The sequence below is a fragment of the Paenibacillus foliorum genome, from assembly GCF_013141765.1.
GTDB lineage: Bacteria > Bacillota > Bacilli > Paenibacillales > NBRC-103111 > Paenibacillus_S > Paenibacillus_S foliorum.
The window spans coordinates 130,302-145,079 of the sequence record NZ_WHOD01000045.1 but is presented as its reverse complement, the minus strand read 5'-3'; the positions used below and the strand labels follow the sequence as shown (position 1 = coordinate 145,079).

General features: G+C 45.4%; 12 protein-coding genes. All 12 read left to right on the top strand.

All coding sequences use genetic code 11. The features are described from left to right. The first annotated feature begins 28 nt into the window (after positions 1–28). The 12 genes from GC093_RS08880 (at position 29) to GC093_RS08825 (ending at position 14,762) form a co-directional block, all read left to right on the top strand. Entirely contained in the window at positions 29–1,411 is a 1,383-nt protein-coding gene (locus tag GC093_RS08880; protein ID WP_171651502.1) for an ABC transporter substrate-binding protein, read from the top strand. A 185-nt stretch (positions 1,412–1,596) separates the two neighbouring features. Next, positions 1,597–2,463, top strand: a complete 867-nt coding sequence (locus tag GC093_RS08875; protein WP_171651501.1) for a carbohydrate ABC transporter permease — start codon at positions 1,597–1,599, stop codon at positions 2,461–2,463. Next, positions 2,460–3,293, top strand: coding sequence for a carbohydrate ABC transporter permease (locus GC093_RS08870; RefSeq protein WP_171651500.1), 834 nt, complete (start codon positions 2,460–2,462; stop codon positions 3,291–3,293). The genes GC093_RS08875 and GC093_RS08870 overlap by 4 nt, the downstream gene beginning before the upstream one ends. Positions 3,294–3,435: 142 nt before the next feature. Continuing rightward, positions 3,436–4,068 (top strand): adenylyl-sulfate kinase, encoded by a 633-nt coding sequence (gene cysC, locus GC093_RS08865; protein ID WP_171651499.1) that lies wholly within the window; start codon positions 3,436–3,438, stop codon positions 4,066–4,068. Beyond that, entirely contained in the window at positions 4,065–5,510 is a 1,446-nt protein-coding gene (locus GC093_RS08860) for a sulfatase family protein (protein WP_171651498.1), read from the top strand. The genes cysC and GC093_RS08860 overlap by 4 nt, the downstream gene beginning before the upstream one ends. Before the next feature lie 125 nt (positions 5,511–5,635). After that, positions 5,636–6,739, top strand: a complete 1,104-nt coding sequence (locus GC093_RS08855; protein WP_171651497.1) for a Gfo/Idh/MocA family protein — start codon at positions 5,636–5,638, stop codon at positions 6,737–6,739. 129 nt (positions 6,740–6,868) lie between these two features. Beyond that, positions 6,869–7,675, top strand: coding sequence for a sugar phosphate isomerase/epimerase family protein (locus tag GC093_RS08850; protein ID WP_171651496.1), 807 nt, complete (start codon positions 6,869–6,871; stop codon positions 7,673–7,675). A gap of 67 nt (positions 7,676–7,742) precedes the next feature. Beyond that, positions 7,743–9,134, top strand: coding sequence for a sulfatase family protein (locus GC093_RS08845; RefSeq protein WP_171651495.1), 1,392 nt, complete (start codon positions 7,743–7,745; stop codon positions 9,132–9,134). Between the two features lie 86 nt (positions 9,135–9,220). Next, a complete protein-coding gene (locus GC093_RS08840; RefSeq protein ID WP_171651494.1) occupies positions 9,221–10,216 on the top strand; it encodes a Gfo/Idh/MocA family protein in 996 nt (331 codons plus the stop codon). Positions 10,217–10,242: 26 nt separating this feature from the next. Beyond that, complete coding sequence (locus tag GC093_RS08835) at positions 10,243–11,634, top strand: sulfatase family protein (RefSeq protein ID WP_171651493.1); 1,392 nt, start codon at positions 10,243–10,245, stop codon at positions 11,632–11,634. Positions 11,635–11,862: 228 nt separating this feature from the next. Further along, entirely contained in the window at positions 11,863–13,422 is a 1,560-nt protein-coding gene (locus GC093_RS08830) for an FAD-dependent oxidoreductase (protein ID WP_171651678.1), read from the top strand. Between the two features lie 188 nt (positions 13,423–13,610). Beyond that, a complete protein-coding gene (locus tag GC093_RS08825; RefSeq protein ID WP_171651492.1) occupies positions 13,611–14,762 on the top strand; it encodes a type III polyketide synthase in 1,152 nt (383 codons plus the stop codon). The last annotated feature ends 16 nt before the right edge of the window (positions 14,763–14,778 follow it).

Genomic DNA, 14,778 nt, shown 5'->3' with positions numbered 1-14,778 from the left:
CATTAAAAAATTTTAGGAGGATACCTCTATGAGTCGAGCCAGATTGTTGACCGTATGTTCTTACGCGGCCCTGATATCAACCGTATTCATGGGATGCAGCTCCCAATCCCAACCGGCTGCTGGCACTGCTCCGGCTCCTGCTGGAGGCTCTACGCCCACAGCCCCGGCGGCAACTGCTCCTGCTGCACCAGCACCAAGCAAGCCTGCAGAACCTGTGACGCTTACCCTGCTGATTGGCTCAACCGGTACTGCTTATCCTGCTACCCAAGCAGTGGCGGCGGAAGCGGAGAAAAAGCTGAATATCAAAATCAAATTCGATATTAAACCAGACGGTACTGAGGGCGACAACTTGGTTAAGACTCGTTTGGCTACAGGTGAAATGGCAGATATTCTCTATTACAATTCCGGCTCGTTGCTAAGGGCACTGAATCCGGAGGAAAACTTTGTTGATTTAACGAAAGAACCGTTCATGGCCAATCCTCTGGATTCGTACAAGGAGACCGTTACGTCGAATGGAAAGGTATTCGGGGTACCTGGTGGCTCATCCAATGTAGGCGGTATTCTCTACAACAAGAAAGTGTACGCCGAGCTCGGTCTGACTGTTCCTAAAACATGGGCGGAATTCATAGCTAACAGCGATAAAATTAAAGCCGCAGGCAAAATAGCGATCATTGGATCGTTCAAAACAACCTGGACCTCCCAGCTCTTCGTGCTTGGCAATCATTATAATGTTCAGGCCCAAGTACCGAGCTTTGTGCAGGATTATACCGCGAATAAAGCTAAATATGCGACGACACCAGCAGCGCTGCGCGGCTTTGAAATGACGAGCGAGGTGTTCCAAAAGAATTACTATAACAAAGATTTTCTCGCTACGACTTATGACACTGCTCTAAAGATGCTTGCTGAAGGAACCGGAGTTCAATACCCGATGCTGACTAGCGCGATCGATGCTTTGGCGCAGAACTATCCGGATAAAGTAAAAGATATTGGTGTGTTTCCAACACCAAGCGACAATGCTTCTATTAACGGTTTTACGGTATGGATGCCTAGCTCTTATTACATCAATAAGAAGAGTAAGAATATAGATGCTGCCAAGAAATTCGTTGACTTTTTGCTGTCCCCGGAAGGTCAGAAGGCTTATATGTCCAAGAGCAAAGCTAACGGACCTTATGTCGTTAAAGGGATCAAAGTACCTGACGACGCTTATGAGGGAGTAAAAGATATGCAGCCTTACTTTGATAATGGGAAAACCGCTCCTGCACTGGAATTTGTTTCTCCAGTCAAGGGGCCGAACCTGGAGAGCATCTTAATTGAGGTTGGAACCGGTCAGAAATCTCCTGCGGACGCCGCGGCAGACTACGATAAGGACGTTAGAAAGCAGGCGCAGCAGCTTAATCTCGCGGGTTGGTAAGCTTGCTTTATGAATAAAATTGGCCCTGCAAGATCCTTGCAGGGCCAATTTTATAAGTTGAATAGCATGTGTAAGTAGTTATACTTGGCTTCGCTCAACCTTGACAAACGTGCTCGTCTCTTAAAGGACGCTGCAGCCGTTTAGCCTTGACTGAATAGTATAAGCTTGAACCGGAGGAGATCCTGATGAGAGTTGCGCAAAAGAGGATGTACACGTATTTATTTTTGCTGCCTGCCGGCATTATTTATTTTGTGTTTTATTTGCTTCCGACCATTATGTCGTTCTTTTTCAGTATGACCAGATGGACACTCACCAAATGGCAATACATCGGATTTGACAACTATAAGATGTTTTTTGAGGAATCATCGTTGAAAATCGGCTTCAAAAATACAATTATATTTGCTGTGGTAACCTGCATTTTGAAGGTGGTCCTCGCTCTTCTGATCGCTACACTTCTTACCTCCAAAATTTGGTTCAAGGATTATTTCCGTTCAATGGTGTTTTTTCCGACCTTGTTGAGTACGATTGCTGTTGGAATTGCGTTCAGTACAATGATGCACCCTACTCAAGGAGTCATAAACTCTGCCCTTGCTGCAATTGGCATTGAAGGGCCGGATTGGCTAGGGAATACAAAATTGGCGTTGTTTTCTGTTGCTTTTGTTGATGTCTGGAAAGGAGTCGGGATCGCAACGGTCATATATATTGCCGGTATTTTATCTATTCCCCAGCATTATTATGAAGCTTTGAAAATCGATGGAGGAAATGCGTTCAAGGCTTTTTGGCACATTACGCTGCCCCTTAGCAGGCCCGCTATGAACTCCGTCATCATACTGGCATTCATAGGTGGTTTGCGGACCTTCGACCTGATCTGGGCTATGACCAGAGGTGGGCCAGGCTTCTCGACAGATCTGATTGCTTCGATTATTTATAAACAGTACCAAGCCGGATTTTACGGTCTCGCTACAGCAGGCAACGTCATTTTATTCATCGCCATATCCTTACTGGCATTTCCTCTATACATGTTTTTGAACAGAAGAGAGGTAGACCTATGAGCAATAAGCTACAAAAAACTTTAATCAGCATCATTATGCTCCTGTTTTCTACTTTGATCTTCTGGGTGCCTTTTTATTTTGTTATAGTGAACTCCTTCAAATCGAGTACAAAAGCGGCTGATATGAACATGTTTTGGCCGGATACACTCCATATTATTGATAATTATAAAGCCGTATTGGTTGCAGCTGACAATATGCTGATACGCGCCTTCTATAACAGCACGCTGCTGACTGTGTTGTCGGTTACTGGATTGGTTATAGTCAGCTCTTTGGCGGGGTTTGTGCTGCAACGTAGAGAGAGGGGGAGAGCAGCCTCGACGCTCAATTTTCTAGTGCTTGCAGGCTTGATGATTCCTCCAGCTGTTGTACCTACTATCTGGGTGCTCAATTCGGTCGGCTTGTTCAAAACTTTGACAGGACTTACGCTGGTTGAAATTGCACTGCACTTCCCATTCTGCGCCATTCTGTACAAGGCTTTTACGGCAACCATTCCGCGTGATATCGACGAAAGCGCCTTTATGGATGGATGCGGAGGGTTTAAGCTGTATACCCATATTATATTTCCGTTACTTAAACCTGTTTCCTCGACGATCATCATCATTCAGGCGGTTAGTATATTTAATGATTTTGTTAACCCGCTCTATTTCTTGCCAGGTTCGGAGAATGCTACAGTTCAATTAACGCTATATAATTTCATGAGCATGTATCTAACTTCATGGAATTTGTTATTTGCCGATGTCGTGCTGATTTCTCTCCCGCCACTTATCCTGTTTATATTCTTCAATAAGAAGATTGTGGCGGGAATGACCGCTGGTTCGGTGAAAGGATAGCTAATTAGGGCCGCATCGACCACACGAATGGCTGAATGGACAATGATATCGTGGCTGTTCCGCTTTAATATAGAGATATGAAAACTCAGCTTATGCTCACGAAGTTAGTTTCGCTTACGCGAAACTCATAGGAGGAAAGTACATGGAAAGCTCCAGCGGTAATGTACTTTGGTTTACCGGCCTCTCAGGTTCAGGTAAGACAACAACAGCGCAGCATATTTATAAGCAGCTTGCAGATGCAGGACGGCCGGTAGAATTGCTAGATGGGGACGAAATTCGCTCAGCCATTTGTAAAGGTCTTGGCTTCAGCCGGGAGGATCGGCTGGAGAATATTCGCCGAATTGCCTATGTCGCAAACCTGCTGTCCAAGCACGGTATCCTTGTCCTTGTGTCCGCCATAACGCCTTACCGAGAAATGCGGAAGTACCTTCGGAGTTACATCACGGGTTATGTGGAAATTTATGTGCACTGTTCGCTTGAGGTGTGCGAGGCGAGGGATGTGAAAGGATTATACGCCAAAGCACGTCGACAGGAAATCACTATGTTCACCGGCATTTCCGATGCTTATGAGGAGCCAGATCAAGCGGACATTGTAATTGATACGGAACAGAACTCCGTGCATGCTAATGTGAATCGGATTATGCAATGGATTAACCAGAATGCTCAAGAGGTGGATGTTGAATCTGTGCAAAGCTGTGTGGCGGCGAGTCAGGAAATGGAGCGGGTGGTAGAGATAAATAGCAAGATTGGTCAACTGGAGGGAGACATCAGATGAAAATCATCATGATCTCGCTCGATACGCTCCGTGCGGACCGGCTTGGCTGCTATGGCTACGGAAAACCAACGACTCCGTATATCGACCAGATCGCTTCGGAAGGTGTGCTCATGGAACGCGCTTATGCGGCCGATATTCCGACAGAGGTTGCCCATTCGGCTATCTTTACGGGAAGCATTGGTTTGACGACAGGACTCATATCTCATGGCTCGGATCTAAGCTACCTTTCCAAATCGGTGGAATGGCTGCCGTCCATACTTAAAGCAGCAGGCTTCACAACCGGCGCTGTTGACAACCTTTATAACATGAAGGAATGGTTTGCCCGCGGGTACCGCTACTATATGAACAGCTCCGGAAAGAAGCGCTGGATTGATGGCAGAACGGTTAATGATCTCGCACTGCCTTGGATTAAGGAGCATAAAGATGAGGATTTTTTCTTATTTCTTCATTATTGGGATGCCCATACGCCCTATTTACCGCCGGATTCCTACATCACACCATTTTATGGTGAGGGAAAAAATCCTTATGATAAGGGAAACTCAAGTATGAATCGGGCGTATGGCCACCCGGCATACCCTTTTTTTAAACATCATCACTATAATCAGCTTGGGCCTGTCACAGATGCTGATTATATAAGCGCGCTTTATGATGCGGAAGTTCGATATTTGGATGATTTAATTCGTGAGCTCGACGAGTACTTGATGAATGTAGGCATAAGGGAGGAAACGCTGCTAATTTTGTTTGGCGACCATGGAGAGAGCTTAACCGAGCACGATATTTATTGGGATCATTGCGGATTGTATGAGCAAACGGTACATGTTCCTGTAATAATGCGATGGCCTGGACATATACCTGTTGCTAAACGGGTTAAAGGCTTCGTCCAGCATGCGGACTTGATGCCTACCATTCTGGAAGCGGTTGCGGCGGAAGCCGAGACCGGTATAGACCTATCAGCGCTTAGGAAACCGGACAATCTGGACGGACAAAGCTTATGGTCCTCCATTAATGGAGAAGCCGATGGGACTATGGACGAAGTGTTCCTGAGCGAGTGTGCTTGGCAGGCGGCAAGGGCGATCCGGACAGAGCGATATAAGCTTATAAGAAATTACGATACAGGACCTTTTCAACGGCCTGAACAAGAGCTGTACGATTTGCAGCAGGATCCTGAGGAACTTATCAATTTGGCGAAAAAGCTGCCACATATGGCTGAGGAATTGGAAGCGAAGCTTAATGTTTTTGTATCCAGTAAATTGAATGGCAGGCCTGATCCTATGATGATTCAAATCAATGAAGCGCAGCTGCCGTTTCGACGACGTATCGAACTGATCCTTGGAAAGGTTGGATTAACCTGGGAGTCGTGGATTGCCGACCCGCAACGTGTGCGGTATGACATATTAGAGGGAGCGGGGGTGTATTCACAGCATAGGAAGTCGGGGCATTGATTGGAGTGGGCTCTAAGGGTGCAAGCAGGTAAGCTGATCGAATACATTTCAGAGTAAAACCATAATGGAAGGTGGTGTAGTCCCGGCTTGCACTATTCTTAGGTAACAAGCTAAGGGACGCGGAGATGGCATTGAAAATAGGGATCGTAGGTATGAATGGAATTGGCTTGCGCCATGCAGAATGTTATTCGCAGGATCCGCTCGCGCAAGTAATCGCAGTTTGTGATGTAGTGAAGGAAAGAGCCGATAAAGCAGCGGACAAATACGGCGTAAGAGCCTATTACAGTTTGCGGGATATGCTTCAGCATGAGCCTGAGATTGAAATTGTCGATGTCACGACGGGTGGTATCGATAATGGGAGCTGGCACTTTGAACCGGCTATGCAGGCGATTGCGGCTGGCAAGCATGTGTTAATCGAAAAACCATTGGCTAACGATATCCGAGAAGGTCGAGAGCTGGTTAGGTTTGCTGCGGAGAAGAATGTATATCTCGGATGCAATTTGAATCATTATTTTACAGCCCCCGCAGCAAAAGCCCGGCAGTATATGGATTCCGGTGATATCGGTGAAACCGTGTATTGTTTACATAAAATGGGCTTTAATGGTGGTGAAGACACGTACAATTCTCCGAAGACACCTAAGGACAAAGGACAGCCCTATTTTCATATGAAAGCGTTCTTGACTCATCCATTCAGCGTTATGCGGTATTTTTGCGGGGATATAACTCATATTCAAACATTTTCCAGTCAGGCGGGTTTCCGAAAAAGCGCAAGTGATATTATGGTCTCCATTAACAGTATTCACGTTAAGTTCGCCAGCGGTGCGGCAGGCTATTTGCTGAGTCAACGAGGTGATGCAACCTATGGATTAGGCGGCTGGTGGAGTATGGAGGTTGGGGGTACGAAAGGAACCTTTTGTATAGAGAATTGTGTGGAAAAGGTTTCCTATTGGAGGGCTCAAAAGGGGGTTCCTGTTATAGGAGCACATCCACAACCGGAAGTAACTGAATCAGGGGTTACGGAATTTAATACGACATTTAACAACAGGCTGCACGCATTTCTGGAGGATATTACGAATGGGGTTCCAAGAGAGCATATCCGGGCTTCAGGCAGGGATGCACTGGCTGTGCTGGAGTATACGTTTGCGGTCATCGAATCGTACGAACAAGGAGGAATTGTAGTCAGACCTCACCCGTTACCGGCATTCCACGGTGATCCGTTGTCCATGTAGACGGGAACAGACAATTAATAACATTAAATATATGGGGCGGTATTGTTCTTAACCAGTTGTGGTTATTCATTAATGATATTAATTAAAAGTCGGCAGGGTCTGCCGTCCATAAGGAGAGGGTATTTTATTATGATAAAGCTCGGTGTTAATTCAGTTCTCTATAAGGAATTTGATTTCGCTACAGCGGTTCGTCACATTGCACTTAGTGGTTATGATGGGGTTGAAATTTCGGCGATTCAAGGTATGTGTGAGCATTTGGACATTGCACGGTGGAAGGAGCAGGCGGCTGAGCTGAGGTCGGTTGTTCAAGAAAATGGTTTAAGCTTCCTCTCTATGGAATTCGGCAGCGTTAAAGATGAGCAGCGATTGTTAAGCGCATTGGAGGCTGCTGCTGAAATCGGTATTCCCATTGTCAATATCGGTCCAGGAGGCAAAACCGGCGTTGAAGAGGATTTAAAGCAATCCATCGACCAGCTCCAACGAATGTCGGAAAAGGCGGCAGCATTAGGAGTGACACTGTGTGTGAAAGCACATATCGGGCAAGCCATTCATGATACTCCGACAACACTACGTGCTATGTCAGAGGTTACTTCTAGCGCCTTCGGCATCGATATGGATCCAAGTCACATCTACCGCGCTAAAGAGAATCCAGAGGAAGCGCTGCCGGCTGTCATAAACCGCGTCAAGCATATCCATATTCGGGACTGCAAAGGACGGGAGCAAGGACCTGGTGCCATTGAGTTGCAAGCTTGCGGGCGCGGAGACATTAATCTGTTTGCCTATTGTAAAGCTATGGTTGACAGTAATTATGAAGGGCCTGTTGTACTCGAAGTAATCGGTGCAAAGCCTGAGCATACGTTAGCCCAAATCTCGATTATTGCTGCAGAAACCTACGGTTATTTGAATGCTTGCTTGAAGCAGCTCGGTTCTCGATAGTCTTGGACATTCATTGATTCTAATATGTTTTTAATACCCTATTACATACAAAAGGAGAATGAACAGAATGCACTCCACATCCAAAAAAAAGCCGAATCTGATTCTCTTCGGGATTGATAGCTTGCGCCGGGATCGAATGAGTTCTTATGGCTACGGCAAATTAACGACTCCGCATCTTGATAAGCTGGCGTGTGAAGGGGTTTTATTTGAACAGCACTTCAGTCCGAGCATCCCGACAACACCCGCTTATGCATGCATGCTGACTGGCAAGGATTGCTTCGGTACTGATGTGGTTGCGCTGCGGCATAAAGGTGCGGTTGGAGCAAAAACGCTGGCGGAGGTACTGAGAGACATTGGTTATAACACGACATGCGTGGGGTTTACTGGAAATCCGTCCTCGCGGGGTTTTGACAACTATTTGGAGTATGAAGCATGGATGCCTAATGAACAAGGTAAATGCCCCAAAGCGGAAAACTTGAACGATGTAACCATTCCAGAGCTGCACCGGCTTGCTAATGATGATAAACCATTTTTCCTGTTTCTGAGACATATGGATCCGCATTCGCCCTACTTGCCTCCAAAGCCGTATGAGCGCATCTTCTATGGAGGAGATGAGCATGATTCTGCCAACCATTCAATGGATCCGGTTTATAACTTTAAGCCTTTTGCCGATTTCCTTAAATCATGGATTCCTGAGGGCGTGACAGATCAAGAGTATGTCAGTGCTCAATATGATGGTGCAGTCGCCTATATGGACTCGTGTATTCAAAATCTGTTGCAAAGTGTCCAATCTTTGGGACTAGCCGAGGATACCTTAATAGTAGTGACATCGGATCATGGAGAAACACTCTATGAGCATGATTGCTACTTTGATCATCATGGTCTGTACGATTGTACCCTTGTTGTACCGTTAATTATTAAATTTCCCGGTAAAATCCCTGCGGGAAAACGTGTCTCCGATGTAACGGTAATTAGCGATATTATGCCGACAATTCTGGAATTGCTGGAGGTTGACGAGCAGCTGGAGCCGGATGGACAGAGCCTTATCCCATTAATTAACGGTACCCCGGAACGTCGGGTGAGCGAATTTTATATCACAGAGTGCACCTGGATGCGCAAACATGGCTGGCGCACGCCTCATTGGAAGCTAATCCGCTCCTTAGAGCCTGACTTCCATTTCAAACCGGAAGTGGAGCTGTATAATTTGATCGAGGATCCGCAAGAAAATAACAATGTGGCAGAAATGGAGCCGGAGATTGTAGGGCTGCTTACTTCAAGGATGGATGCGTATATCCGTAAACGAGAGGAGCAAACCGGGCGTACTAATCCCATGTTTACGAATCTTGGTTGGCATGGTAAAGGGGATGCACCTTTTACTTCATCCCAACAAGCCTATGATACCTTGCATATTGGCAGCGCGCTCACTGCAAGGTCCCTTCAGGCCAAACAGCTCAAATAAATAAAAGCGGATCGTCTTGTGCCGCACCTGCTTAATGCGGTGCGGTTAGATTTATTGTAGAGGTAATCGTACTAGGAGGGATAAGTATGATTCGAGTAGCCGTTGTAGGCGTCAATAACATTGGTAAAATTCATTGCCGCTATTACAGTCAGCATCCGGATACCGAGTTGGTCGCTGTCTGCGATTTGATGGAGGATCGTGTCAAGGAAGCCTCAATTATTTACGGGGTAAAGGCGTATACGGATCTCAGGAGCTTATTAGACAAAGAGGAGATCGATATGGTATGCGTTGCTACTGGCGGAGATGAGAAAGGCAGCCATCATTATGAGCCGGTCATGATCGCCATTGAAGCCGGGAAGGATGTGCTTGTCGAGAAACCGATCTCTAACCGAATCGAAGAGGCTAGGGAAATGGTGAATGCTGCGAATGCAAAAGGAGTACGTCTTGGTTGTAATTTGAATCACCGGTTTGCCCCAGCCGCAGAGAGGGGCAAAGAATGGATCAATCAGAATCTGCTTGGCAAGCCGATGTTTATCAACATGAGACTTACTATAGATAACAAAGCCGATTTCACCGAGTGGTTTCATATGCGAGCACTTCATCCGCACTCGATCGATGTGATGCGTTATTTTTACGGAGATATCAAACGGGTGCAAGCTTTTATGAATAAAGCGCCTGATCGTAAGACATGGTCTACCGCCAGCGTTAATTTGGAGTTTGCTAACGGGGCTGTCGGACATCTGACAGGCAGTTATGATATGTCCATGCTGCATCCGATTGAGTGGTGCGAGGCTGCGGGTACGGAAGGCCGGTTCGTGCTTGAAAACGTCTACGAATGCATCACCTTGTATCCACATAAAAGCAGCGAAACGATAGTAATGCGCAACTCTATAATGCGAGGCATGCAGGGGTTCAACGACACATTTCGCAATCGGATCGAACGGTTCATTGAGCAGCTTAAACATAATGTTTCTCCTTCAGAAGTTGAAGGCTCAGGAGAGGAGGCATTAGCCGCACAGGAAGTTATTGAGGCAGCCATACGTTCTCATAAGTCCGGTGGGAATGTGGTTGATGTGGGTTGAAGGGATAGAGGGGATAGAGAGGATAAATGAATACACCAAACATTTTATTTATCATGCTTGACCAGCTTCGTTATGATTGCATTGGTTTTAGCAAACAATATCCAGTATGTACACCGAATATCGACCGATTAGCTGCGGAAGGTGTTTGGTTTACGAATGCTTTTACTCCAATCCCGATTTGCTGCCCTTCCAGACAAGCCTTGATTAATGGACGGAGGCCTGAAGCTTTTGGGGCTCTATGGAATTATACAAGTGGTTTGAGCATTCCAGCTTTGGAGCCTACGGAATATGCTTGGCCTAGAGAGTTAAATAAGCTCTCCTATAGAAGGGTTTTTCTCGGCAAATGGGACGTACACCCAAGGCTGTCACCTATAGAATACGGATATGATACCTATATTGGGTATGACGGATACAAGGAAATGCTAGCGCAATCCTACCCTAATGTTCAATACGATGCTGGGTTTTTCGGTGAACGTGATCCCATCCCAGTAGAGCATTCCAAAACCCACTGGTTGGCTGATCAAGCGTGTGCATCCATCCATGAGCTAGAAAAATCGGGTGAACCTTGGTATATGCAGCTTCATTTTGCGGAGCCACATTTACCATGCAGGCCTTCAGGGAAGTTCGCTGACATGTATGGTCCTGAAGACATTCCGGAATGGGGAGGATTTAACGAATCCTTCAACAATAAACCGTACATCCAACGGCAGCAGCTGCTTAATTGGCAAATTCAAGATTTTACGTGGGAGGAATGGGCTCCGATCGTTGCCCGCTACTACGGTATGATCAGTCAAGTGGATGATGCGATTGGACAGGTGCTGCAAGCTCTTGAACAAACTAAAGCATTAGATAACACATTAGTTATCTTCACTTCTGATCATGGCGATATGTGCGGTTCGCACCGGATGATGGATAAGCATTACATTTTGTATGATGACGTAGTAAAAGTTCCACTTATTATTAAGTACCCGGGGATAGCGAAGAGGGGACATCGATGTGATCAGTTCGTATATAATATGCTGGATATCCCCCCAACCTTATTGGAAGTTCTAATGCTGGCAGCGCCGCTTTCCTTTTTTCATGGCAGATCACTGCTCCCACTCCTGAAAAACGAATCCGTTCCGGATTGGAGAACTGCAGTGGTTTCGACCTATAACGGTCAACAATTCGGCTTGTACACTCAAAGAATGCTGCGCTCTGACAATTGGAAATATATTTGGAATACAACAGATGTGGATGAATTATACAATTTGGTGGATGATCCCTACGAGCTGACCAATCTTATCTATGATCATAGCTGTATAGATTTAATTAAGGAGTATAGGCAGTTGTTATATCAACGACTATATGAGGAAGGCGATGGATTGGTGCGAAATGAGTGGATGAGGAACCAGCTGCTGCAAAGTAATAAGTTGTAAAAATCAGTTAACTCTATAATATGCTGAATGGGATATTGCATTAGTGTTTACATAACAATTATTATGTATACAAATTTCTGGGTGTCTTCGAATAGAAGAGCCATGCCACGAAAGTATCTTGTAAAAGGCTTCTATTAGAAGCCTTTTTTTGCTATCTAAGGTCTTTAACTTGTCTTTCCTTTATCTAATCGTATATTAAACAGTTGTTATGGATATATTATGAAAAAAATGGCAGAAGGGGATCATATCGTGACTAAACAATCTATACCTTTGGACCTTCCGCAATTTCCAGAATCCTTTTGGATTGCGTCTACAAATATCCCAAGCTTTCCTAAGCTTACACAGGACATTAAAGTGGATGTTGCGGTAGTCGGAGCGGGAATTTCCGGAATTACAACGGCATATCTTCTTTCCAAACAAGGTTTTACAGTGGCGTTAATTGATGCCAGTAAAATATTAACAGGAACTACAGGACATACAACAGCCAAAATCACTGCGCAGCATGACCTGATCTATGATGAATTCATTGCTCACTTCGGTAAGGAACAAACGAAACGCTATTACGAAGCTAACCTGGATGCATTACAATTCATCAAACAGACCATACAAGAGCATCAAATCTCATGTGATTTTGCAGAAGAAGATGCTTATGTATACACCAACTCAGACGAGCATGTGGACAAAATATCCGCTGAACTCGAGGCTTATGAAGCATTAGGGATACCAGGTGCTTATGTTGAACAAACGCCGCTTCCTTTTCAAACCAAGGCCGCTATTGTCATGCCTAATCAAGCTCGGTTTAACCCCGTTTCCTATTTAACCCAATTAGTAAATCATATTATCAAACAAGGCGGCCAAATTTATGAGCACACAGAAGCCGTTAGCGTTGAGAAAGGGAGCCCTGCAGTTGTTGTAACAAGTGAGGGAGCTAGAATCACATGCGGACATGTCGTATCATGCTCCCATTTTCCATTTATTGATGGATGGAACTTTTACTTTGCTAGAATGTATTCCGAAAGATCTTATGTACTAGGTGTTAAAACGGACAAAGGCTACCCTGAAGGAATGTATATTAGTGCTGAAGACCCCAAACGATCTCTTAGATCGGCCACGGTTAATGGTGAAAAATTGCTATTAATTGGAGGCGAGAATCACAAGACGGGGCAAGGGATCTGCACGATCAAGCATTATGAAGCTTTGAGAGTTTTTGGGGAAGTCCATTTTGGATTAAAAGAAATTGCCTACCGATGGTCAGCTCAAGACCTAACAACATTGGACAAACTTCCATACATAGGGCAAACTGCTGCAGATACTCCTAATATTCTGGTTGCTACCGGTTATAAGAAATGGGGCATGACAACAGGAACAGCCGCGGCGTTATTAATAGAAAAGCTGGTTATGGCAAAAGAAAGCCCCTACCAACAATTATTTAGTCCGGAAAGATTTCATGCAGATCCAAGTATAAAAACGTTCATCGTTCAAAATGCGGATGTAGCTAAACACTTCATAACAGGCAAATTTGAAATGATTCACAAATTACCGGAGGAATTGGAGAATGATGAAGGTTCCGTTGTGAAAGTTAATGGAAGCCGAGCTGGTGCTTATCGGGATCCACAAGGTCAACTACATATAGTTGATACAACGTGCACTCATATGGGCTGCGAGGTCGATTGGAATCATGGAGAACGAACGTGGGACTGCCCATGCCATGGTTCAAGATTTTCATACAAGGGGGAAGTGTTGGAGGGACCGGCTAAGAGGCCATTAAAAAAGATTGAATCTTTATAAGGGTACATCGATTCTCAATGATTGGGCAGTCCATACAAAGGGGCTGCCTTTTGATTTTTATTTTTTGAATAAACGTCTAATGTCATAACGTCATATTGAGTAGTAAATACGAATATAAATGTCTAATAGACATGTCCGACCTTTTAAGTGGATATTGGGAATTTGTGCGAGAGGATGGATATAACCAAATGGAGCATTCAGATCCAATCATTGCGCTGTTGGGAATCGGTACGGCTGTACCGGTAAATCGGCTCGATCAAGCGGATACAGCAAGAAGATTAGCAGAAGCGTTAAAGGAAACACCGGATTCAGCTCGCTGGGCGAAAAGAATATTCAAGCAATGTGGTGTGGAAACTCGCTACACTTGTGAACCTAACCTACTCGAATCCGCTGCGGATTGCCGTTATTTTCCTCGGAACTCATTAGAAGATGTTCCATCAACCGCAAATCGGATGGAAACCTATAAGAGGGAGTCGGTTCCGTTAGGGCTGGAGGCTGCGAAAAAAGCTCTATTAGATGGAGATGTAGAAGTATCTACCGTTACGCATCTGATCACAGTTAGCTGCACCGGGCAATTCCTTCCGGGCATGGATACTGTCTTGGCTAAGCAGTTAGGACTAGCTGCTACTGTGAATAGAATTCCGCTTAACTTTATCGGGTGTGCTGCCGGTCTGAAGGCGGTTTGTTTATCGCGGCAGATTATATTGGGTAATTCGTCAGCTAGAGTATTAATTGTTTGCGTTGAGCTATGCACGCTTCACATTCAACCGTCCAGTCAGCGTGAATCTTTATTCGCCACTTCGTTCTTCGGAGATGGAGCTTCAGCATGTATAGTAGGTACCCCGGGACCTGATCATAAAGCTATTTTTCAATTAGGCAAAGAACATTCCGTTCTCTTACCCGACTCTGCCAATGAAATGGTATGGGAGCTGGGTGATCATGGATTTGATCTTTATCTCTCCCCGAGCATCCCTAAGCTGATAGGGAGTTTGATTCCCAATCAATTAGAACAAATGTTCGCTGGTGGAGGAAATCCTGACCTATGGGCTATCCATCCCGGAGGTAGAGGGATAGTGGATATACTGAGAGAAAGGTTTGAGCTCACAGTTGAACAAGTCCGGCCCAGTCTCAGCGTCCTTCGAGATTATGGGAATGTATCCTCTGCCACCATATTATTCGTGCTTCAAGAGATGAGGCGAGAGCTGACAGGAGATGGATCGGGACCGATGAGCGGAATAGCTCTGGCATTCGGACCCGGGCTTACGGCAGAGATGATCAAGTTTAAGTATCTTCCTGCCGCTGTCATTCAAGAACAGCAGTTAAGTGGTGCGGGTGTTTAGAGGGCTGCGGTATCGG

Excerpts from the sequence above, each read along its gene's own strand:
- GC093_RS08880 (WP_171651502.1), top strand. The coding sequence starts at position 29 with ATGAGTCGAGCCAGATTGTTGACCGTATGTTCTTACGCGGCCCTGATA.
- GC093_RS08875 (WP_171651501.1), top strand. The coding sequence starts at position 1,597 with ATGAGAGTTGCGCAAAAGAGGATGTACACGTATTTATTTTTGCTGCCT.
- GC093_RS08870 (WP_171651500.1), top strand. The coding sequence starts at position 2,460 with ATGAGCAATAAGCTACAAAAAACTTTAATCAGCATCATTATGCTCCTG.
- cysC (WP_171651499.1), top strand. The coding sequence starts at position 3,436 with ATGGAAAGCTCCAGCGGTAATGTACTTTGGTTTACCGGCCTCTCAGGT.
- GC093_RS08860 (WP_171651498.1), top strand. The coding sequence starts at position 4,065 with ATGAAAATCATCATGATCTCGCTCGATACGCTCCGTGCGGACCGGCTT.
- GC093_RS08855 (WP_171651497.1), top strand. The coding sequence starts at position 5,636 with ATGGCATTGAAAATAGGGATCGTAGGTATGAATGGAATTGGCTTGCGC.
- GC093_RS08850 (WP_171651496.1), top strand. The coding sequence starts at position 6,869 with ATGATAAAGCTCGGTGTTAATTCAGTTCTCTATAAGGAATTTGATTTC.
- GC093_RS08845 (WP_171651495.1), top strand. The coding sequence starts at position 7,743 with ATGCACTCCACATCCAAAAAAAAGCCGAATCTGATTCTCTTCGGGATT.
- GC093_RS08840 (WP_171651494.1), top strand. The coding sequence starts at position 9,221 with ATGATTCGAGTAGCCGTTGTAGGCGTCAATAACATTGGTAAAATTCAT.
- GC093_RS08835 (WP_171651493.1), top strand. The coding sequence starts at position 10,243 with ATGAATACACCAAACATTTTATTTATCATGCTTGACCAGCTTCGTTAT.
- GC093_RS08830 (WP_171651678.1), top strand. The coding sequence starts at position 11,863 with ATGGCAGAAGGGGATCATATCGTGACTAAACAATCTATACCTTTGGAC.
- GC093_RS08825 (WP_171651492.1), top strand. The coding sequence starts at position 13,611 with ATGGAGCATTCAGATCCAATCATTGCGCTGTTGGGAATCGGTACGGCT.